The organism is Niveispirillum fermenti (genome assembly GCF_052474395.1).
In genome coordinates this window covers 501,132-522,035 of the sequence record NZ_CP156679.1, presented here as the reverse complement: position 1 = coordinate 522,035, position 20,904 = coordinate 501,132, and the positions used below count along the sequence as shown (strand labels likewise).

Here is a 20,904-nt window from a genome sequence, read left to right as displayed (position 1 = left end):
CGGGCCGGAGAATATTTCGCGGGCCAAGGGCGGGGGAGCGGAGGATACTGAACCAGCAGGAGCCCCAGCCGAGGCAGCAATGAGCGTCGATCCGGAAATCCAGGCCGCCCGGCAGTTGCAGGCAGCACAGGCCCCGCCCGGCTTCGACATCACCCGCATGGCTCCGGCAGAAGCAAGGGCGGGCATGAACCGGCTGGCCATGGTCTTCACCGATCCCGGCGCCGGGCTGGACCGGGTGGAGACGCGAACCGTGCCCGGTCCCGGCGGCCCGATCCGCGTGCGGCTCTACCATCCCGCACCGGGGCCGGCACCCGGCGCCATCCTGTTCGTGCATGGCGGCGGCTGGTTCGCCTGCGACATCGATACCCATGACCCGGTCATGCGCCGGCTGGCGCTGGAAAGCGGGCGGGTGGTGATCGGTTTCGATTACCGGCTGGCACCCGAACATCCGTTTCCGGCCGCGATGGACGACACAACTGCGATCTGGGATTGGGCCCTGGGGCTAGGCATGGGCGTGCCGGCCCTGGCCGGGGACAGTGCCGGCGCCAATCTGGCGCTGGCGCTGATGCTGTCGCTGCGCGATGCGGGCCGCGACGACATGCCCCCCATCGCGGCGCTGGCCTATGGATGCTATGCCCCAGGGCTGGACACGGGCTCGCAACACCGTTTCGGTGATGGCAGCTACGGCCTGTCCACCGCGCGCATGCAATGGTACTGGCGGCAGTATCTGGGTGCCCTGGCCGATGCGCCGCCGGTGCTGGCGGCACCCCTGGATGCCGACCTGCGCGGGTTGCCCCCCTGCTTCATCGGCATCGCCGAATGCGACGTGCTGGCAGATGAAAACCGGATGATGGTGGCGCGGATGCAGGCGGCGGGCGTGAATGTGGAAACCGTCACCTGGCATGGTGCCACACACGGCTTCCTGCAGATGACGGCGCATGCGGAATTGGCCCGCGCCGCCGTCCGGGACGTGGCGCGGGCGCTGGTCGCTTAACGCGGCTCCTTCGACCGGATGCGCACCGGGTCACTGCCATAGGTGGCGTCGCGCATGCGGATGGCCTGGCGCACGCCATGGGCCTTCACATTCTCGCGCCAGGTCCTGCGGCCCGGCCCCTGCGACAGATGCGCCTTGGCATCGGCCTCGATGGCGAACTGGCGCAGGACACGGGCACCGGACAGGTCCATGGCGGTGTTGACGATGCGCTTCTGCGCCGCCGCGATCTCCGGATCGATCAGGGCGATGCGCCGGGCCAGCGCGTCCACTTCCGCATCCAGTTCCGACGCCGGTACGCTGTCGAGCACCATGCCGATATGGGCGGCATCGATGCCGGCGATGCTGTCACCCGTCAGCAGCAGGCGTTTCGCCCATTGCGGACCGACATGGTAGAACCAGTAGTTGACGGGCGGCGACCCCAGGCCGCGCGTGCCGGGATGGCCGATGCGGGCATCGTCGGCGGCAATGATCAGGTCGCAGGCCAGCGCCAGTTCCGCCCCACCGGCCAGGGCGCGGCCCTGGATCTTGGCGATGACCGGCTTGTGGATGTCGGGAATGATATGCATCTGGCCCATCTTGCGGGTCATGGTCCAGACATCATCATCAAAGCTGCCCATGCGGCTGCGATAGGTGGCCGTGGCATCCTGCTGATTGTCGGGATTATAGCCATAGCCCAGATCATACCCGGCGCAGAAATCATCCCCCGCCCCGGCCAGCACGATGACATGCACATCGGTGCGGTCATCGGCCTCCAGCATGGCGTCGTGGATTTCCTTGATCAGGTCCGGCGACAGGGCGTTGCGCTTGCCGGGCCGGTTCAGCGTCACATAGGCAATGCGGTCACGGACCTCGAAAGTCAGGAATTCCTGGGTCTTCAGCCATTTAGCCATGATTTTTCCTCCTGTGTCTTTTGTCACGACCGCCGCACGATCAGCGCGTCCACGGCGATGGCGCGGCCAGGGCCGCAGATGATGGGGTTGACGTCGATTTCCGCGATCAGGTCCGACAGGTCGGCGGCCAGTTCCGATAGGGCGACAATGATACCCGCCAGCCGGTCGATATCGGCCCCCGCCTGTCCCCGGAAGCCGCGCAGCAGCGCCGCCCCTTTCAGCCGGTCCAGCATGTCGCGTGCCTGCTGCTGATTGACGGGGGCCAGTTCGGCGGCACTGTCGTGCAGCAGCTCCACCATCACACCGCCCAGCCCCACCACCACCATGGGACCGAAGGTCGGGTCCAACTGGCTGCCCACCACGATCTCAAGCCCCGCCGCGATCATCGGCTGCACAAGGACGCCGGCGATGCGCGGGGCGGGTTCCACCCGGCCGGCGGCATCCATGATGGCGGCGAACGCCCCGCGCACGGCCGTCGCGTCATGCAGATCCAGGCGGACAACACCCGCCTCCGTCTTGTGCGCGATGTCCGGTGTTTCCAGCTTCAGCACGACCGGATAGCCCAGCCGATCCGCCGCCGTAACGGCCGCATCCGCATCCTGCACGACATGGTCCGTCGCCACGGGAATGCCGTAGGCGGCAAGAACCGCCTTGGCCTCCCGCTCTGTCAGCCGTTCCCCGGCCGCCGCCAGCAGGGCCCGCGCGTGGGCAGCGGCCGGATTGGGACTGCCGCCCCGCGGGCGCGGTGCCGGGCCGGTGATGCGACGTTCCCGTTCCAGCCAGGCGGCAAGCGTGCGATAGGCACCGGCGGTAGAACGGAACAGCGCCACATGCGGATCGGCCTCCGCCGCTGCCGCCCCCGGCCCGTGCTTCCATTCCGACATCCAGGACAGGCAGAGCGGCTTGCCGGCCTTCGCCGCCAGACCGGAGAACAGGGCCACGTTGCTGGGCGTGCCAGGGTCACTGATGCTGGGCGCCATGACCAGCACGGCGGCATAGCCGGGATCGGCCAGCATCGCCTCCAGACAGGCACCATAGGAGCCGGGATTGGTCGCCACCTGGGCCGTGATATCGCAGGGATTGGACGGGTTGCCGAAATCGGGGACATTGGCGTCCAGCACGGCCAGTGTCGCGGGGGCCGGCTTCGGCATTGGCACGCCGGCCGCCTCCGCCTTGTCCAGGGTGATGACGCAGGCCCCGCCCGAGGCCGCCACCGCCGCCACGCCCGTCGCCCTGGGCCGCCCGGCCTTGGCCAGGAAGGCGGCGGTCTCATACACATCCTCGATATTGTCGACCTGGATGATACCCAGGCGGCGCCAGGCGGCCTCATAGGCGGCATTCGCACCGGCCAGCGTACCGGTGTGTGACAGGGCGGCCTTGGCGGCGGCCGTGCCGGTGGCGATCTTGTACATGACGACGGGCTTGCCGGCCGCCAGCGCACGCTCGCCCGCCTGCAGCAGCCGCTCCCCGTCCTTCAGCCCCTCGGCGATGCAGGTGATGACAGTGCAGCCGGGATCGTCCGCCAGATAGGAGACATAGTCACAGACATCGACGTCGCAACTGTTCCCCGCCGCCATGAAATGGCTGTAGGAGCCGCCGCGTTCCGCCACCTGCGCCAGGGCCTGGCCCAGCCCGCCCGACTGGCTGACGATGGCGACCGGTCCGGTGGCGGGACGGCGGGCGCCATAACCGGAGGCGAAGGAAAGGCCGGCCCGGCTGATATTGTTGATCAGGCCGATGCAGTTGGGCCCGACGATGCGCAATTGCGATCCGCGCGCGATGGCCGCCAGCCGGTTCTGCAAATCGATACGGTCGGCCAGCCCCGTCTCGGCAAAGCCGGAGGCATAGATCACACAGCCGCCCACGCCCAGCGCGGCACATTCCTCCACCAGCGGCAGAACGGCATCGACCGGCACAGCCAGAACGGCGCAGTCAGGCACCCCCGGCAGCGCCGACAGGCCGGAAAAGCAGGGAATGCCATAGAGCTCAGCCGCATTCGGATTGACACCCCAGGTGCGGCCCGTGAAGCCCGACAGGTTGGCGGCGGTACGCGCACCGAAGGACTTTTCGTTACGCGACAGGCCGACAATGGCCACCGACGCGGGATCGATCAGGCGGCGCAGCTCGGCATGGGTATAAACGGGACGGGACAAGGGGTTCTCCCTGAATTCTGCTTGACCGAAATGCATTGCCACTCTCTCCACCGTCACGCCGGCGAAGGCCGGGGTGACGGTGGAGATTGATGAAACCCGCACAGCACGGACTTTCGCCGGGAAGGCGAAAAGGACGCTCGCTCACCGCCGGCTCGTCGGGATCTGGTTGAACGGCACGTCCTTGTCGGCCCGCATCTCGCCCGGCATCTTCAGGACACGCTCGGCGATGATATTGCGCAGAATCTCATCCGTGCCGCCGGCGATGCGCTTGCCGGGGGCATAAAGCAGCGCTTCCTGGAACCAGGCATTCATGGGGGCGAAATCGGGGTCCATCACGGCCCCGGCCTGTCCCAGCAGTTCGATCCCGTAGGCGGCGATCTCCTGCAATTTGGTGGCGCTGACCAGCTTGCCGATGGAATTTTCCGGCCCCGGTGCGCGGCCGCGGGAAAAGGCGGTCTGGGTACGCAGGCGGGTATATTTCAGCCCCTCCGACTGCACATACCAGCGGGCAATCTTCTCCCGCACGGCGGGATCCTGGATGGCGGGCCGTCCGTCGATGGTCAGGGTCCGGACCAGGGCCAGGATGTCATCCACATCCGGTCCCTCCGTCTTGCCCACGGTGAAGCGCTCATTGGCCAGCATGGTCAGCGCCACCTTCCAGCCTTCACCGACGGCACCCAGCCGGTGATGGTCGGGGATGCGCACATCGGTCAGGAACACTTCGCAGAAATTGGCCGTGCCGGATATCTGCTTCAGCCGCCGGACCTCCACACCGGGCGCCGACATGTCCAGGATGAAAAAGGTCAGGCCCGCATGCTTGGCCACTGTGGGATCAGTGCGGGCCACCAGCATGCCGAACTGCGAGAAATGGGCGTTGGAGGTCCAGACTTTCTGGCCGTTCACGACCCAATCTTCCCCGTCGCGCATGGCGCGGGTGCGCAGACCCGCCAGATCGGACCCGGCCGCCGGCTCGGAGAAAAGCTGGCACCAGATCTCCTCCCCATAAAGGGCGGGGCGGGCATAACGGTCGATCAGGGCCTCGGTTCCATGCGCCATGATGGTGGGCAGGGCCATGCCGACACTCTGGTTGAAGACGCCGGGCGGCACGTCGAACGCCTCCTCCTCCGCGGCGAAGATGGCGGCCTGCATCTGCGTGCCGTCGCGCCCGCCATAGCGGCGGGGCCAATGGATGCCGGCAAAGCCGGCGGCGGCCTTGGTCGCCTGCCATTGCTGGGACAGGCGCACATCCGCCGCCGTCAATTGCCGGCTGCGATAGGTGCGGCTGCCGGCGGTACGGCGCGGGGCATGCGCGGTCAGGAAGGCCCGCACCTCGGCCCTGAATGCCGCTTCCTCCGGGGTGTCGCTGAAATCCATGGGAAGCCTCAATGCTGAAGGGCGAGCTGGTCGAACAGGCGGTCGCGCCAATGGCGCGCCCCGCCGATGATGCCGGACAGCAGGGCCGCACGACGGTAATGCAGGTGACAATCGGCCTCCCAGGTAAAGCCCATGCCGCCATGGGTCTGGATGTTCTCCCGCGCGGCCAGTTGGTAGGCATCGATGGCCGCCAGCCGGGCCGCCGCTGCGGCGCGCGGCAGCTCCGGCGCATCGCGGTCCAGCGCCCAGGCGCCGAAATAGGCGTTGGAACGGGCCAGTTCCACGGCCACATAGATATCGGCCAGCTTGTGCTTGATAGCCTGCAGGGACGCGATCGGCCGGCCAAAGGCGAACCGGTCCATGGCGTAGGCAACAGCCATCTCCAGCGCCGCCCGGGCGCCGCCCACCTGCTCGAAGGCCAGCGGCACGGCCGCCCGGTCCAGAAGCCGGGCGATGGCCGGCCAGCCGGCGGCACCGGGCAGCGGCTCGGCCGGCACATCCTGGAAATCCAGCCGGGCGGCATCGCGGGCGATGTCCAGCGTGCGCAACGGTGTGCGCCGGATGCCGGGCGCATCGCCGGCCACCAGGAAAAGCCCCACCTCCCCCTCCACATCCCGCGCCGCCACCAGCAGCAGCCCGGCGGCTGCGGCGTCATGCACCGGCACCTTCATACCCGACAGCCGGCCGGCGGCCACGCGCGCCCGGATGGTGCCGGCTGCCGGTTCCCCCGCCCCCTCGGCCAGCGCGAAGGTGCCGGCGACGCTGCCGTCGGCCAGCTTCGGCAGCCATTCAGCCTGTTGCGCCGGGCTGCCGAACGCCAGTACCGCCTCTGCCACCAGGTAAAGGGTCGAAGCGAAGGGGACCGGCGGCAGGAAGGCCCCCATCTCCTCCGCCAGCATGCACAGGGCTTCATGTCCCAGGCCTGACCCGCCATGCTGTTCCGGAATGGTCAGGCCCAGCCAGCCCATGGCGGCCATTTCCGACCATAGCGGGCGGTCAATGACGGGTCCCTGCTCCATCTGCTGGCGCACCGTGCCGGGGGGCAGCCGGTCCGCCAGGAACCGGCGTACCTCCTGCCGCATGGCCGTCACATCATCGCTGAATTCGAAATTCATCGGGCCTCACATCCGCTGGCATCACAGCGCCTGAGCTTGGGCGATCGCCGCCCGGCAGCAAGCCAGTTTTCCGAAGCCAGCATGACGAAGGCTCATCCCCGGCGGGGTGCTATTTTTTGGAATGCGGCGATGAGGGGCGGTCATCGCCGCACCGGAAAGGACATAAATATTCATTCAATCTCAATGGCTTGAAGAAATATCATGCTGATCGGGAAGCTGGCGGGCCGGGACTTGCGGGCTGGATGGGGACGCGCCTATTCGTCAGACGGCACGGACCGGACGGCCACGCCCGGCCGACAGCGCAATGCCCGGAGGAGGCCCACCCATGTCCTATCCCGAACCGACCCTGTTCATTGGCGGCCGCTGGCGCAAGACGGCCCGGGGCGGGCCGGTCGTGAACCCGGCCGATGGCAGCGTGCTGGCCACCGTGCCCCATGCGGAAAGGACCGACCTGGACGAGGCGCTGGCGGCGGCGGAAAAGGGCTTCCGCGTCTGGCGCGCCACCGATCCCGACGAACGCGAGCGCATACTGGTTCGCGCCGCTGCCAACCTGATGGACCGGCGGGAGGAGATCGCAGCCGGGCTGGTGCTGGACCAGGGAAAGACCATAAGGGAAGCCCGCAACGAGGTGCGGGTGGCCCATGACCGCATCCTGTGGGATGCGGGGGAGGCGCGGCGGCTATATGGCCGGATCGTGCCGGCCGGACCCGGCATGCGCAAGATGGTGACGCGCCATCCGCTGGGCGTCGTGGCCGCCTTCTCTCCCTGGAACTACCCGCTCGCCTCCCCCACCCGCAAGGTGGCGGGGGCGCTGGCGGCGGGCTGTTCCATCATCCTGAAGGCGGCGGAGGAAACGCCATCCGGGGCGGTGGCACTGGTCCGCGCCTTCCAGGAGGCAGGCGTGCCGGACGGGGTGGTCAATCTGGTGTTCGGCAAGCCGGCCGACATCTCCGCCCACCTGATCGCGCAGCCGGCCGTGCGGCTGGTGACCTTCACGGGCTCGGTGCCGGTCGGCAAGCATCTGGCGGCCCTGTGCGGCCAGCACATGAAACCCGCAATCATGGAACTGGGGGGCAGTTCACCCGTGATCGTCTGGGACGATGCCGATGCCGACGCTGCGGGGGCATTGTCGGCGCGAGGCAAGACCCGCAATGCCGGACAGGTCTGCGTCGCCCCGACGCGGTTCTTCGTGCATGCCAGTGTCCATGACCGGTTCCTGGACAGTTTCGCGGCGGCGACGGCGGCGCTGAAGGTCGGAACCGGCCCGGACCCGGCGCTGGAGATGGGACCCCTGGCCAACCAGCGCCGGCTGGCCGCCATGCAGGCGCTGACGGCCGATGCGCTGCAACGCGGCGCACGGCTGGTGTGCGGCGGGGAAAGGCTGGGCGACCAGGGCTTTCTGTTCGCGCCGACCATATTGGCCGATGTACCCGCCGACGCGCGCGCCATGGTGGAGGAACCGTTCGGCCCCCTGGCCCTGGTCAGCCGGGTGGAAAGCCTGGACGAGGCCATAGCCGGGGCCAATGCGCTGGAATTCGGGCTGGCGGCCTATGCCTTCACCGACCGGGCCGGGGTCGCCGCCCGTCTGGCGGACGAGATCGAAAGCGGCAGCCTGGCCATCAACCACTATAACTCCACCTATCCCGACATGCCGTTCGGCGGCGTGAAGGATAGCGGATATGGCCGGGAAGGCGGGGCGGAAGGGCTGGACGGCTACACTTTCCTGAAATCGGTAATGCAACAGACAAGCGCATATTAATTGTATGGATATATCACTCCATACAATATCCATACAGGGAAATTGCATGGATCAAGGCGGTTGTGCCGGCTCCGGCGGCGGTGATGGCCGGCCCAGCAGCATCGCGAAACCGGCCGGGTCCGGCAGGCCCGGCAGCGACAGCAGCAGCGGCGGCAATGTATCATTGCCTTGCGTCCACCAGAGGCTGTCGCCTGTGCCCCCCTCCCCCGGCAAGGCGACAGGGCGGGGGGTGTCCGCGTCGCCGGCCGCCAGGCCCGTCACAGCAGCCAGCAGGGCGTCCCAATCCAGATCATCGGCCAGGGCCGTGAGGAGCAGGGATTCGGCCTGGGCATACCAGCCGCCGGCCCCGGCCAGCAGGGCCGGCAGGTCACCCGCCCGACCGGCCAGCGCCAGCAGGGGGAAATGGCGGCTGGCCTTGTCGACGCTGGGGATCATGACCCCGGCCACCGCCCAGGGTCCGCACAGGCCCGGCGCCAGCGCGAAATGCCAGATGGGCGCACAAAGATAGTAGGACAGCCACTCATCCCCCAGGTCGGCACGGCTGCGCAGCATGCCGGCCTGCACCCAGCCGTTCAGACGTTCCACCAGGGCCGCCGGCACGTTGCGGCTGATGAAATCACCGAACAAGGGCAGCTTGCCGAACAGGCCGCTCCAGCGCCAGGGGGCGGCCGTCTCCATTACTGGATCACCGGGCATGAGAACCCCTCCACCTCGCGCCGGTCGAACGGATGGGTCAGATGCAACGGGTCGAGCTGGTAACGGACCACACCGCCATCCAACCTGAACTCAAGAAGGTAGGTGCCGTTGCCGCCGGTAGACCAAGCCGCCTGATCCAACAGCCGGAACAGCGACCAGTCACCGGCCGGCACCGACAGACGCCCATAGGGAGCAGCCGTCAGTTCCACCCGCAAATCGCCATCGGGGGGCCATGTCACACGCTCATTATCCGACGGCACCTGATTGAAGACGTGGGCCGCAGCCCCGACCTGCAATCGGGTGGACTGGATACCACCGCTCACGCTGACCAGACGCAGGTTGAAGCTGATGTTCCGCCGCGATCCGCGATTCTGGAACCAGCTACGGCTGATGGCATCAGCGCGCTCGAACTGACGCAGAACGTCCGGTGACAGGCCCAGATCGACACCATTGGCCGGCCGCCAGACCCAGGTCGCCTGCCCCCTGTCGACATGGGCCCGCAAGTGCTTGTCGAAGAAATCCGGGATCAGGCCGCCGGGCGCGAACAGCGCATCGAAATCGGCACCGGAGATTTCACGAGGAGCATCACGGCTGAACGGATAACGCCCGTCCACGGCACGGCACAGGTCGCGAACCTGCGCCCATGCCTGGACCAGCGCATCGCGCTGCCCTGCGACCACCGCGCTGGACGCCACCCGGCCGATATCACTGGCAACAGCCCGCACCAGCGGCGACCGGTCATCGACGGCATTGTTCAGGCGCCGGATGACCGCCGGGTCCACGGGCACCCCCGCATCATGGTGGCTGATCTGGCTTCTCACCTCACGCATCGCTTCCAGAAGCTGGGATAATGACCGTCCCCCGCCGGTGCCCGTCACGAAGGCATGCAGGGGTTGGAAATGCCGGTCGATGGCACGGCCCGGCATCGTGCCGCCGGCCGGAAGGACCGGCATGGCCGGTGTTGCCCCACCGCCACCGGCCCCCTGTTGTTCCAGGAAGGCCGCAGGGCGGGTCCGGAACACGATCACATCCATCAGTGCCTGCAGGGGCGAGCCCGCATCCCCGGCCGTCAGGTGGCCCAGCACCTGGCTGGCCCGCGCCTGATCCTCCATCGGTGCCAGGCGGACATCATCCAGCAGTCCATCCCATTCGGCCCGGTACCGGCTTTCATATTCACCGAGAATATGCTGGGCCAGGACCGTATCCGGCACCGGGCTGGCGGGCGCGCCGGCCGGGTCCAGAATCCAGCCCTGCCGCCCCAGTTGCCGCGCCACCAGCGCAATGCCCGGCAAGACATGGTCGCGGAACGCCTCGGGCGTGAAATGTCCCGGCACCCCATCCCCCGGCCCTGCCCCGCCGGACCGCCGGACGAAAACCGCAGCGTTCGGCCCGGCCATTGATGACAGGGTGGACACAGGCAGATGCTTCGCCTTCAGCATCCATTCCAGCCGTTGATAGCCGATCGCCGGCAGGGACATGCTGGACAGCAGATCCTGCGTTATCCCGACCAGATTGCCATCCAGCCATGGTGCGGCGGCGGCTGTCGGCGAGGCCGTAATCAGACTTTCCAGGTGCTGCATCGCGGCCGCCTGGCCGTTCGGGGCGAAGGGGGGGAGGATGGCCGGCAGGACCGCCAGAAGCTGGACCGGGTCGCGCTGGTCCGGCATGCCAAGCATCATATAGGCGGCCAACCCCTCGAACCGCTGGGCCGGGGACAGGTCGCGCCGCAACTGGTCTTCCAGTGTGCGCAGCAGGGCCGGCAACATATGTACCTGCAAGGTACGCTCGTACATGTTCCGCGCCGCGGTCGCCACATCCTGATGCCGGGACAGGCCGAAACGTTGCCAGACCGGGACAGGCCCGTCGGCCGCCGCCACCCGGTCGCCCATCGTGTCGAGTAAGGGCAGCAGATCGGTGACCCGAGGCGCCGGCTTTTCCTGCAGCAGGTCGGCCAGGGTCCTTTCAAAACGATCGAGCTGCACAGCATTATCGGCCAGCATGGCCCGGTTCTGCTGGAAGCTGATGCCCAGGCCCGCCAACCCGCCAAGCAGGATCACCGCTGCCAGCATCCAGGCGAGACGCATCCGCCACCGGTGCCGCCGCCATGCCCGGGTGCTGATCCCGACCAACCCGGCCTCGCCGATCAGCACGTCTTTCACCAGATCCACGATGAAGTAGCTCAAACCCTTGCTGCCCTTGCGCTCCACGGCCGGCTGCAATTCCAGGATGCGGGTCAGTCCCTGCCGCAACGCCTGACCGGGGAAAACATTGGTCAACCCGGCCTGATAATGGATCGCCGCGGCACGGTCGGTCATCAGATCAATCTGGCGATGATCCTGTATACCGCTGCTGAAATAGAAACCGCGCAACAGAAGCGGGCTGTCGCTTTTCCCCGGATCGAACAGGTTTTCCAGGAAGGAGGTGCAGACCCCGCGCAGGCTGGCGAAATGTGCCGGAAAATCCAGGATGCGAGCTGGATCCGCCCCCGGGCGAGCGCCGAGCAACCTGGGCAGACGCTGGTACAGACGATCGACCAGCAGATCATATTCATGGGCCAGATGCGACAGGTCGGGGCCATCGCGCCCCGACGGCAAGGGCAGCGTCGCGCCCCAGACCTGCAGACGGTCATCCCGGTCGAAATCGTCGAAATATTCCTGGAAACCGCGCAGCAGATCGATCTTCGTGAACATCACATAGACCGGCAGGCGGCAACTGAACTGTTGATACAGTTCAACCAGGCGCGCACGGATGGCATCGGCCTGCATGGTGCGTTCCGCCTCGTCCGCCTTCTCGCCGACCAGATCATCGACAGCGATGGCGACGATGATCCCGTTGACCGGCTGCAGGGGCCGGGTGCGCACCAGCAGTTTCAGGAAGCCCAGCCAGGCCCGGTGATCCTTGTTGGCCCGTTCCTTCCCGCCCGAATAGCGGCCAGCCGTATCCAGCAGCACAGCGTCCTTGCTGAGCAGCCATCGGCAATCGAGGGTCCCCCCGACACCGCCATGGGTCTTGAACTTCAACGGACCGGCATTTTCAAGCACCGTGGACTTGCCAGACGCGGAAACACCGATCATGAGATACCAGGGATTCCTGTAGACCCTGTCGCGCCTCAGCCGGCCGTCTTCTTCCCCGTTCGCCGATTGTTGTTCAAGGGCTTGCAGCCCTTCCTTCAGGTTCCGTCTTTGCTGTTCAACCTCCCGGCGGACGGTCTCATCCTCCGACAGTTCGGCAGAGGATGTATCGGTCATGCCCTCCAGCAACCGCCGCTGGCGCCACCGGTTGACCAAACGGTACAGCACAGGAACGACAGCGCCCAGCAGCAGCACGACCGCCACCGTCACGCCCCGGGCCTGATGGGCCGGCGGCGGCAGGAAGACCGGAAGCGAGGTCTTGGGTGCCAGATACCAGGCCGCCAGACCCGAGGCCAGCAGGAAGCCGGCATAGACCGCCTCTTCCAGACCCCTGGTTCGCAGCAGCATGCGCCGTCTCATGGCATCATCTCCCGCCAGAGGGTGACGGTCACGCGGCGGTTGCGTTGGCGCCCCTCCTCCGTCGTATTCTCTGCCACCGGCTCGCTCGCTCCCTTGCCGCGGACATCCATGGCGCGCCCACCCAATTCCGCGCGCAGCACGCTCTCCACCGCCTGCGCCCGCATCAGCGACAGAAGTTCGTTGTTCGGAAAGTGTGGATCGCGGCTTTGCCGGCTGTCGGTATGGCCTTCCACGACAATGCGGCCCCGCAGACCGGCCAGCCGGCGCGCCACCTCACGCAGGACGGGACGGGCTTCGTCCGACACGGTCGCACTGGCCGATGAGAACAGGTTGAGACCGCCGAGATCGAAGCTGACCGCCCCGACCGTCTCCGCAATGCGGACGCCGGAGACCGGCGCCACCGACACGGGCGCTGGCGGAGGGGCCGGGGGCGGGGCGGGCGGGGGGAATTGCGGGGGCGGTGGTGGCTGCGGCAGGGTCGCATAGCGGTCGAGCACCCGATCCGTCGGATCGGTCAGGCCGTACCAGAACAAGCCATAGAAAGCCGCCACCACCAGCACGGCGAACAGAACCGGCAACAGGCACGACAGGCTGGACCACAGCGGGGGACGCGGCACATCCTCTCCCCGCCAGTTCGGCGAAAGCCGGCCATCGGCGTCGGGCCAGAGATGTTTCAGTTCCCTGGCAAGGGCACCCATGTAGGCCTGGACCCTGACCTTGCCTTCCGGCCCCGCCCGCAAGGGACCACGGAAACCCACGGACAGACAGGTCAGGGCCAGGAAGGCCAACGCCCCGGCAGCCGGTTTATCATGCCGGAGGCGTTCCAGCAGGTCTTCCAGCAGGTCGAAGAATACCTCGCCGCGGGTATCATCGAACTTGAAGGTGGTGATCATGGAGATCCCCATCCATTCGTTGTTCTGACACCAGTCGCTGTTCTCGATCAGGTCATCAATCGTGGCGCAGACCAGAAATTCGGCGATCCGGATATCGTTGCCGTCCCGCAACAGGGAAGTGGTGACAGCCGTGAACGCCCCTACCCCCTCGACGAACCAGGAATGAAGCGCCCGCAGGTCCGGCTGTTCCATGGTCTCATTGATACGCGAGGCCTGCTGGAGCAACGGCTGGGCCGCCAGCACCAGCGAGGTGGCAGGGTCGGCCGTGCCCAATCGCCCGGCATCGCTCCGGGAACGTGCATCCCCGCCGGACCAGCTTCTGTCGGAACGCCGCCGCCCCCCGCGAGGGGGAAAGGCATGCCGTCCCCCCGGCACGGGCCGCATCCCGGCCCCCGATGAGCCGTAACCGTCGCGTGCCGTCATGGCATGCCGCCCGGAAAGACCCACATCAGGATTTCAAATTCCTGCTTGGTCACATCCGGCAGGGCCATCAGCCCAAATCGGCCCGATGCATGCAGGTCACGCCAATTCACATGGTTCTTCTCCAACCGGAAATAGGCACGGCCCGTCACGGCCGGCAGATGGCGCACCTGCCGTTCAAGGGGCTGCAGGCCAAAGCCATTGATGCCCTGCTTGCGCAGGCTCTCCACTTCGTTCCCCAGATAGATCTTCAGACGTTTGGCATGGACCTTGTTTACCGTGTCCTCCGGCGTCAGGATGGTCTTGACCGACAGGACGAAATCCGCGCTGTCGATCCAGTCGGCGTCGGGAACGACGGCGAACCAGGTCTCCTGGCGGATGGTGCAGGGCTCGAACCCCAGCTTCACGACCTGCGCGCCGCGCGCCGACAGGAAACGGCGCAATTCCCACATCAGCGGGCCGAAACAGGCCCGCAGATCATCATGCCGGTATGGCGGCAGTTCAGATACATGGCGCAGTTCGGTGAAGCTGGACAATTCACCAGCCAGCGACAGAAAGAAGCGGTAAAGCGCCTCGGGATGTGAGGTGCCATCAGTATCCATGTGGGCCAGCAGGGGCTGGGCCCGCCCCAGGGCCGTCAGCAGCAGCCAATCCTCCACCCCCGCATCCGGCCCCGACGGAACCCCATGGCGGCGCTGGGCCACCAGCCCCCGGACCTCCGCCACGAAGCCCCGCAATACCGGTGACGTGCCGATGGTCAGGCAGGAAGGGATATGCCCGTCGTCCAGGACGGCCTGACGGCTGGCCGCGACATCCTGCACACGCGCCACGGCGATGCAGGCGCGGTCGGGCGGCACATCCCCTTCCAGATGCAGCGACAGGTTCAGGCGCGCCAGCCGCATCTCCACCGCTTCGCCGTCAGGCCCGTCGCCCGTGTCACGCACCAGGGCAACGAACGTCCCGTAGCGCGTCGCGACCCCGTCAGAGATCGCACCCTGTCCGGGACGGTCCTGCGGCAAGGCAAGATAGACCAGCCCCACGTAACCCGACGGCAGGGTCAGGGATGGCGGCAGCAAGCCCGTTTCCGGCACCTGGAAGGGCGTGCCGTCGGGAAAAATGCCGGCACAGCGCGCCAGCGCGAATTCCCCCATCCGCAACCGCGACAGATCGATGGACAGATCCGTCACGCCCCAGCCATAGGCGCCAAGCGCGCCTGCATGGCGCTGAACCTGCCATTCGATATGCCTTTCCATCTGCTGGAAATGCTGTGGCCTGATAAACAGGCCCTGCGACCAAACCACACGGTTTTCCATGCCCCACCCCCAAAATCATTTATTTCGATCGAACGCCATTCCTGACATCATTTTTACTTATCGCTTCGTCGATATTGTCCATTTCAGCAAATATATCATCAAATACACGTCGCATTATTTCATCATATTCTTCTAATTTATCGTAATTCAATCTGTTCCATTTTGCATTATACCTGTTCCAGAAGAAATGAAATTTGCCATTTACACTCAATATCACCATCACCTTGTCTATTATTTTTCTTATCCCACTTCTCTGGTACATGTATTCCCGCCGAATGCTCTCCGGGTTCAGGCTGTCGATCACGGTGTCCAGCGCCCGTTCACAAAGCCGGGAAAGGGCCGATTGCCAGCGGACGAGATCATGGTAAGCCAGCCGGGTCACCTGATCGGCGGGCTGCCCGGCATGACGCGGCGGGGCCAACAGGTCGGCAAGAAGGCGGGACATGTCGGTGGTTTTCAGGAGCGGGTGGCGCGCGCCCGGCCCGAACGACATGCCGGCGGCCGGAAAACCACGCTGTGCCGCTTCGGCCCCTTCCAGAAGCGAATGCAGACCCTCCAGGTTTTCCCGGCAGAGCCGGCCGGCCATGAACAGGATGTCACCCGGCATCACGTCCGGCCGCAGCCTGGCCGCCGGAAGATCCGCCCCTTCCAGAAAGCGGGCCAGCAAACTGTCGGGGGCGGCCACGGACGGCGCGGGCATGTGGCCGCGCGGGGCGTCATCGGCCGGCAGATCATCCCAATCCCCCAAATCATCGATGCCAGGATCGGGAACCGGGGCAGGCGCCGGAACCGGTGCGGCCACGGCCGGCGGCCGGACCGGCGAGGCCGGAACCACCGGCGCCCGGACGCGGAATTCCAGCACATAGTCGGCGATCAGGAGTTGCTGACCGTCGACCAGCGGCTGCGGCCGCCCTTTCGGAAGCGGTTCCGGCCGGCCATCGATGAAAACGCCGTTCAGGGAAAGATCGGTGATCAGATACAGACCATCCCGCATGTCGATCCGGAAATGCTGACGTGAAATGACGGGATTTCTTCGAATATCCAGCAATTTCCAGTCGTACCCCTCGTCACGGCCCACGGTCAGCGGCAAGTCGGTAAAGCGGAAAACGGCCCCCCTGTTCGGCCCCTCGACAATGCGGAGTTCAGGCATGACCTGTCGGCACCTTCCATGCGGGCATCGCCTATGGCGCCGGACGCCGCCGGCGCGGCCCATCCATTATCATCGCCCTTGTGATTAAAAGTAGAAACAAACCAAATTTGTTCTTAGTATGAAGGAAGTTTCAATTCATGTTCAATAGAAAATGATGATTGATATTTGGACCGCGACATACACTATAAATCATGATCGTCCATATATTTACCCTATTGCCGCAAAATTTGATTGATGTTCTAAATATCGAAATCAATAAACCAAGAAGGTTATATTCAATACAGTATGCAAACAATGGGGCATGCAAAAGAGGATGCGATGTGGTAACTGCTCACGGGGCTGGCGAAATGAGTTGCGCGCGCTCGTTGGATATGAGTCAACGTTCGGATGGAAGAGCGGTCGCGCTACCGTCTGAGTGAAGCCGAGAAGGACGCCCTGCTTTTGGAGCAGGCGGCGTTGATCGAGCGCTTGGCCGCGCGGATCAAGGAACTGGAGGCGCTGGTCGGCAAGCCGCGCAAGAATTCGTTGAATTCCCACACTCCGCCGTCGCAGGACGGTCCCGGCCGCCCCGGCCGCCCCGGCCGCCCCGGCCGCCCCGGCCGCCCCGGCCGCCCCGGCTCGAAGGCGGTGGCCAAGCGCCGGCACAAGCCGCGCCTGTCCCGTTCTGGCGTATCGCGCCCGCTGGCCGAGGAGCCGGACAAGACGGAACGGTGCCTGGCCGCGATCTGCCCCCATTGCGGGATGGCGGCCTCAGGGCTGCCCCAGCGCTGCCGACACCGCTACGACCACATCGACCTTCCCGTCATCCGCCCGGTGGTGACGCGGGTGGAACTGTTCGGTGGGCGCTGCGGCGACTGCGGGCGGCGCTACCGGGCCGAAGCTCCGGCCATGATGCCGCCGGGCACGCCGTTCGGGCCGGGGATCCGCTCGCTGCTCGCCTACCTTCACCACAGCCATCACGTCGGCTTCGAGCGTCTGTCGCGGATGCTGAAGGAACTGTTCGGGCTGACCATCTCCGAAGGCGCCATCGCCAACAGCTTCCGGCGGATGGGGGCAACGTTCGACACGGCTCGCGCGGCGATCAAGGCCAGGCTGCTGACGGCGCCGGTCATCGCGTCCGATGAAACCACCACGCGGGTGAACGGCGTCACCCAGTGGCAATGGGTCTTCCATTCCGACAAGGCGGTGCTGCACGACATTGTCCCCAGCCGGGCCCGGAGCGTGGCAGCCCAGCTTCTCGGCGATCATCGGCCCGAGGTCTGGGTGTCGGATCGCTATGCCGGGCAGCAGGAACTCGCCCGCGCCCACCAGGTCTGCCTCGCCCATGTCCTGCGCGATGTCCAGTACGCCATCGACTGCGGCGACACCGTCACCGCCCCCAAAATCCGTGACCATCTGCGCTGGGCCATCCGCATCGGCAAGCGACGCCCCACCTTGAAGGATAGCACGCTCAAAGCCTACGCCGCCAGGGCCGACCGCGGCCTCGATGCCCTGCTCGGCGTTCCCGCCGCCCATCCCGCCGGCCGCGACCTGCAACGCCAGATCAAAGCGTGGCGCGGCAAGTTCTTTGTCTTCCTCGACGACCGCCGCGTCCCCCCAACCAACAACGGCAGCGAACGGGAAATCCGACCTTCCGTCATCTTCCGCAAGGTCACCAACGGCTTCCGATCAACCTGGGGGCCCGGCATTCATGCCGGTTACCGATCCGTCACCGGAACCGCTCGCTTGCATGGCCAGTCCCCCTGGAACGCCATCCGCGCGCTCATCGACGGCAACTTCGCCCTCGCCTGAAACCTCCCGCCGCCAGCCACGTGAGCAATTACGCGATGTGCGCTCACCCCGTCTTTGGTCATTCAATGGGCTGGTGAGAGACCTGTGGCATCTCGTCAGCAATCCATCTACCGCAAGGCGTAGGCAGGACCATCCGCCAGGCATTCCGCCTGTACCGACAGTTCCCGCCCCATGCCCACCCGTCGCCCGACCAGCCCAAGCCGAACCGCCCGCAATGGCGGCTGTCCAAAGGGAGCCTGCAACCATGGCATTGAACAAAGGTGGCCAAAGGGCCCTGGCCAGGAAAGAAGACCATCCGCGCGTCCTGATCACCCTGGACGTCGATGATGGCGGCGCCACACGCAAGGTCGAAATCCCCTTTGTGACCGGCGTGATGTCCGACCTGACCGGCAAGCATCGCGCTCACCTGCCCGATGTGGAAGCGCGGGAATTCCGGAACGTCAACAGCGAGACGTTCGACGATCAGTTCAATATCTACAAGCCGTCGGTTTCCATCACGGTCCCCAACCGGATCGACGGCAAGGGCAAGCTGGGCGTCGATCTGGCCTTCACCCGCATGGCCGATTTCGAGCCGGCGGCCATCGCCCGCAATGTGCCGCCCCTGGCCCGGCTGTTCCATGCCCGTCAGGCGCTGGACGACCTGCTGGCTACCGTCGGCGGCCGGTCGCGCGCCATCGCGGTGCTGGAAAAGCTGTTGAGCGACCCCGACCTGATGCGCGCCCTGGCACAGGAAAGCGCCGATACCACCGGGCCGGGCGGTGATGAGGACGGACCGGCACAGGAAGGAACAGGCCGATGAGCGCACAGACGCACGCCCAGCCGCAGCCGGAAACCACCGGCACGCAAACGGCGGACGACAATAGCCCATCCAGCCATTTCCGCCGTCTGGTGCGCAAGGAATTCCGGCCCCGCAACGACAGGGCCGCCAGCCAGGTGGACAAGGCCATCGGGTTGCTGGCCGCCGAGGCCTTGCGCGACACCACGCTGATCGGCGAGGATGTGGAGGAGACCATCCAGGCCATCATCGGCCGGCTGGACAATATCCTGGCCGAACAGATCGACGCCATCCTGCATCATCCCGACTTCCAGGAACTGGAACGCGCCTGGCGGGGCCTGCAATATCTGGTCGACAACACGGCCACCAGCAGCCTTCAGAAGATCAAGGTCCTGAATATCTCCAAATCTGAGATACAGGCCGTTCTGAAAAGGAGCAAGGCGGAAGATAAATGGGACCGCAGCATCCTTTTCACGCATATCTATGACGATGCCATCGGCAGCCATAATGGCGACCCGTTCGCCTGCCTGATCGGTGATTACCAGTTCGATCACCAGCAACAGGATGTGGACACGCTGAAGCGGCTGGGCCGCATTGCAGCGGCGGCGCATGCACCCTTCATCGCGGCAGCAGCGCCCGCCCTGTGCAATATCGACAATTGGCGCGATTATCCGACCGTATCGGACCTCGACCGGCTGTTCGACGGGGTCGAATATGCGGCCTGGCGGGAATTGCGGAATGAAGACGACGCCCGGTACCTGTCGCTGTGCATGCCGCGCTTCCTGGTCCGGGCACCCTACAAGCCGGGTGCCAATGAAGCCGAGGGCTATGTCAGCTTCAAGGAAAGCGTGGATAATGACGCGCCAGAGCATCTGTGCTGGGCCAATTCGGCCTATGCCATGGGCGTCAACATCAATCGCGCCTTCACAGAATATGGCTGGGTCAGCCGCATCCGCGGGGCAGAGGCCGGCGGCCAGGTGACAGGGCTGCCGCAGCATCTTTTCACAGCCGCCGACGGCCAGCTTGATGCGACCTGCCCCACGGAAATTGCCCTGCCCGTCCGCAAAGAGACGGCCCTGTCGGCCCAGGGGCTGACAGCGCTGGTACACGAGCGCAATTCCAATCAGGCCACCTTCTTCGACGCCCCTAACCTGCGGCGGCCCGTGGCCTATGAAGGGGCGCCGGGGAAGACGGCGGAGGAACGGCTGGGCACCCGGCTGCCCTATATCTTCACCACCAGCCGCTTCGCGCATTACCTGATGCGCATCGTCTACCGTAAGATCGGGTCCGACCAGTTCAGCACGGCCGACGAGGTGCAGCGCTGGCTGAACCAGTGGATCAAGAACTATGTCCTGGGCGACCCCAAGACGGCGGGTGAGAAGCTGCGCGCGGAAAAGCCGCTGGCCGACGCCAGGGTGGAGGTCACGGCCGATCCCGAGCGGCCGGGCTATTACAACACGATCTTCAATCTCCGGCCGCATTTCCAGATCGAGGAAATGGCCGTTTCCATGCGGCTGACCTCGCTGGTCCCCTCCAAGCGGGATTGAGCCGGGCCGGCAACCCCCTCCCCCCACCGACAGGAGTGAATGATGGCGGGTGACATTTTCCTTGATATCGATGGCGTTCCCGGTGAGGCGCGCGATGCGGCCTACAAGGGCAAGATCGCGGTGGAAGCCTTCCGGTTCGCCACCTTCCAGGATCTGACCTTCAAGCATGGCTATAGCGGCGGCAAGGTGAACATCCCCGGCCTCTGGCTGAAGAAGGTCACCGATGCCAGTTCCCACCAGCTTTTCATCAATTGCGCCACCGGCGCCTATATGAGCCAGGCGACGCTGATCGTGCGCAAGGCAACGGGCGGCACGCAGCAGGAATATCTGAAATTCCTGATGTCCGACGTGATGGTGCAGAGCTTCGAACTGCTGATGGAGACGGAGAAGAACCCACTGGAGGAAGTCAAGCTGGTCTTCTCCTCGGTCAAGATGTCCTATGCGCCGCAGGGTGCCGCCGGCGCCCTGGATTCCTTCAAGGAAGCGGGCTGGAACCTGGCCGAGAACTGCAAGCTCTGACAGCCGGCAACGGGGGGGTATCGC

General features: G+C 65.8%; 16 protein-coding genes. 6 read left to right on the top strand and 10 right to left on the bottom strand.

Going from position 1 to position 20,904, the window contains the following annotated elements:
• The first annotated feature begins 79 nt into the window (after positions 1-79).
• Complete coding sequence (locus ABC728_RS06615) at positions 80-994, top strand: alpha/beta hydrolase (protein WP_416617653.1); 915 nt, start codon at positions 80-82, stop codon at positions 992-994.
• Here the strand turns inward: ABC728_RS06615 and ABC728_RS06610 are convergent.
• From ABC728_RS06610 to ABC728_RS06590, 5 genes are all read right to left on the bottom strand, one after another.
• Positions 991-1,884 (bottom strand): crotonase/enoyl-CoA hydratase family protein, encoded by an 894-nt coding sequence (locus ABC728_RS06610; RefSeq protein ID WP_416617652.1) that lies wholly within the window; start codon positions 1,882-1,884, stop codon positions 991-993. The genes ABC728_RS06615 and ABC728_RS06610 overlap by 4 nt on opposite strands.
• A gap of 23 nt (positions 1,885-1,907) precedes the next feature.
• Positions 1,908-4,037 (bottom strand): acetate--CoA ligase family protein, encoded by a 2,130-nt coding sequence (locus ABC728_RS06605; RefSeq protein WP_416617651.1) that lies wholly within the window; start codon positions 4,035-4,037, stop codon positions 1,908-1,910.
• A gap of 141 nt (positions 4,038-4,178) precedes the next feature.
• Complete coding sequence (locus ABC728_RS06600) at positions 4,179-5,411, bottom strand: acyl-CoA dehydrogenase family protein (RefSeq protein ID WP_416617650.1); 1,233 nt, start codon at positions 5,409-5,411, stop codon at positions 4,179-4,181.
• Between the two features lie 8 nt (positions 5,412-5,419).
• A complete protein-coding gene (locus ABC728_RS06595; protein ID WP_416617649.1) occupies positions 5,420-6,526 on the bottom strand; it encodes an acyl-CoA dehydrogenase family protein in 1,107 nt (368 codons plus the stop codon).
• 21 nt (positions 6,527-6,547) lie between these two features.
• Positions 6,548-6,700 (bottom strand): hypothetical protein, encoded by a 153-nt coding sequence (locus ABC728_RS06590; protein ID WP_416617648.1) that lies wholly within the window; start codon positions 6,698-6,700, stop codon positions 6,548-6,550.
• A gap of 151 nt (positions 6,701-6,851) precedes the next feature.
• Between ABC728_RS06590 and ABC728_RS06585 the strand changes: the two genes are divergently transcribed.
• Positions 6,852-8,285: an NAD-dependent succinate-semialdehyde dehydrogenase gene (locus ABC728_RS06585; RefSeq protein ID WP_416617647.1), complete on the top strand. Its 1,434-nt coding sequence runs from the start codon at positions 6,852-6,854 to the stop codon at positions 8,283-8,285.
• Between the two features lie 51 nt (positions 8,286-8,336).
• On the opposite strand, the gene tagF is transcribed toward ABC728_RS06585, so the two are convergent.
• Genes tagF through ABC728_RS06560 form a run of 5 tightly spaced genes read right to left on the bottom strand, consistent with a single transcriptional unit; the run spans position 8,337 to position 16,188 of the window.
• Positions 8,337-8,981: a type VI secretion system-associated protein TagF gene (gene tagF / locus ABC728_RS06580; protein ID WP_416617646.1), complete on the bottom strand. Its 645-nt coding sequence runs from the start codon at positions 8,979-8,981 to the stop codon at positions 8,337-8,339.
• Entirely contained in the window at positions 8,963-12,460 is a 3,498-nt protein-coding gene (tssM, locus tag ABC728_RS06575) for a type VI secretion system membrane subunit TssM (RefSeq protein WP_445376388.1), read from the bottom strand. Before tssM ends, tagF begins: the two co-directional genes overlap by 19 nt.
• Before the next feature lie 8 nt (positions 12,461-12,468).
• Positions 12,469-13,788, bottom strand: a complete 1,320-nt coding sequence (gene icmH / locus ABC728_RS06570) for a type IVB secretion system protein IcmH/DotU (RefSeq protein WP_445376387.1) — start codon at positions 13,786-13,788, stop codon at positions 12,469-12,471.
• Positions 13,785-15,098 (bottom strand): type VI secretion system baseplate subunit TssK, encoded by a 1,314-nt coding sequence (gene tssK, locus ABC728_RS06565; RefSeq protein WP_416617643.1) that lies wholly within the window; start codon positions 15,096-15,098, stop codon positions 13,785-13,787. Before tssK ends, icmH begins: the two co-directional genes overlap by 4 nt.
• 19 nt (positions 15,099-15,117) lie before the next feature.
• On the bottom strand, positions 15,118-16,188 hold the full coding sequence (locus ABC728_RS06560; protein WP_445376386.1) for a type VI secretion system-associated FHA domain protein: 1,071 nt from the start codon (positions 16,186-16,188) through the stop codon (positions 15,118-15,120).
• A gap of 447 nt (positions 16,189-16,635) precedes the next feature.
• On the opposite strand from ABC728_RS06560, the gene tnpC reads away from it, so the two are divergent.
• From tnpC to ABC728_RS06540, 4 genes are all read left to right on the top strand, one after another.
• Positions 16,636-18,039, top strand: coding sequence for an IS66 family transposase (tnpC, locus tag ABC728_RS06555; protein ID WP_445376385.1), 1,404 nt, complete (start codon positions 16,636-16,638; stop codon positions 18,037-18,039).
• A gap of 244 nt (positions 18,040-18,283) precedes the next feature.
• Positions 18,284-18,838, top strand: coding sequence for a type VI secretion system contractile sheath small subunit (tssB, locus tag ABC728_RS06550; protein ID WP_416619062.1), 555 nt, complete (start codon positions 18,284-18,286; stop codon positions 18,836-18,838).
• Positions 18,835-20,361, top strand: coding sequence for a type VI secretion system contractile sheath large subunit (tssC, locus tag ABC728_RS06545; RefSeq protein WP_416619063.1), 1,527 nt, complete (start codon positions 18,835-18,837; stop codon positions 20,359-20,361). The genes tssB and tssC overlap by 4 nt, the downstream gene beginning before the upstream one ends.
• Before the next feature lie 42 nt (positions 20,362-20,403).
• Positions 20,404-20,880, top strand: a complete 477-nt coding sequence (locus ABC728_RS06540; RefSeq protein ID WP_416619064.1) for an Hcp family type VI secretion system effector — start codon at positions 20,404-20,406, stop codon at positions 20,878-20,880.
• The last annotated feature ends 24 nt before the right edge of the window (positions 20,881-20,904 follow it).

Coding starts and splice junctions, on each gene's coding strand:
- ABC728_RS06615 (WP_416617653.1), top strand. CDS start 80: ATGAGCGTCGATCCGGAAATCCAGGCCGCCCGGCAGTTGCAGGCAGCA.
- ABC728_RS06610 (WP_416617652.1), bottom strand. CDS start 1,884: ATGGCTAAATGGCTGAAGACCCAGGAATTCCTGACTTTCGAGGTCCGT.
- ABC728_RS06600 (WP_416617650.1), bottom strand. CDS start 5,411: ATGGATTTCAGCGACACCCCGGAGGAAGCGGCATTCAGGGCCGAGGTG.
- ABC728_RS06595 (WP_416617649.1), bottom strand. CDS start 6,526: ATGAATTTCGAATTCAGCGATGATGTGACGGCCATGCGGCAGGAGGTA.
- ABC728_RS06590 (WP_416617648.1), bottom strand. CDS start 6,700: ATGAATATTTATGTCCTTTCCGGTGCGGCGATGACCGCCCCTCATCGC.
- ABC728_RS06585 (WP_416617647.1), top strand. CDS start 6,852: ATGTCCTATCCCGAACCGACCCTGTTCATTGGCGGCCGCTGGCGCAAG.
- tagF (WP_416617646.1), bottom strand. CDS start 8,981: ATGCCCGGTGATCCAGTAATGGAGACGGCCGCCCCCTGGCGCTGGAGC.
- tssM (WP_445376388.1), bottom strand. CDS start 12,460: ATGCTGCTGCGAACCAGGGGTCTGGAAGAGGCGGTCTATGCCGGCTTC.
- icmH (WP_445376387.1), bottom strand. CDS start 13,788: ATGACGGCACGCGACGGTTACGGCTCATCGGGGGCCGGGATGCGGCCC.
- tssK (WP_416617643.1), bottom strand. CDS start 15,098: ATGGAAAACCGTGTGGTTTGGTCGCAGGGCCTGTTTATCAGGCCACAG.
- tnpC (WP_445376385.1), top strand. CDS start 16,636: ATGGAAGAGCGGTCGCGCTACCGTCTGAGTGAAGCCGAGAAGGACGCC.
- tssB (WP_416619062.1), top strand. CDS start 18,284: ATGGCATTGAACAAAGGTGGCCAAAGGGCCCTGGCCAGGAAAGAAGAC.
- tssC (WP_416619063.1), top strand. CDS start 18,835: ATGAGCGCACAGACGCACGCCCAGCCGCAGCCGGAAACCACCGGCACG.
- ABC728_RS06540 (WP_416619064.1), top strand. CDS start 20,404: ATGGCGGGTGACATTTTCCTTGATATCGATGGCGTTCCCGGTGAGGCG.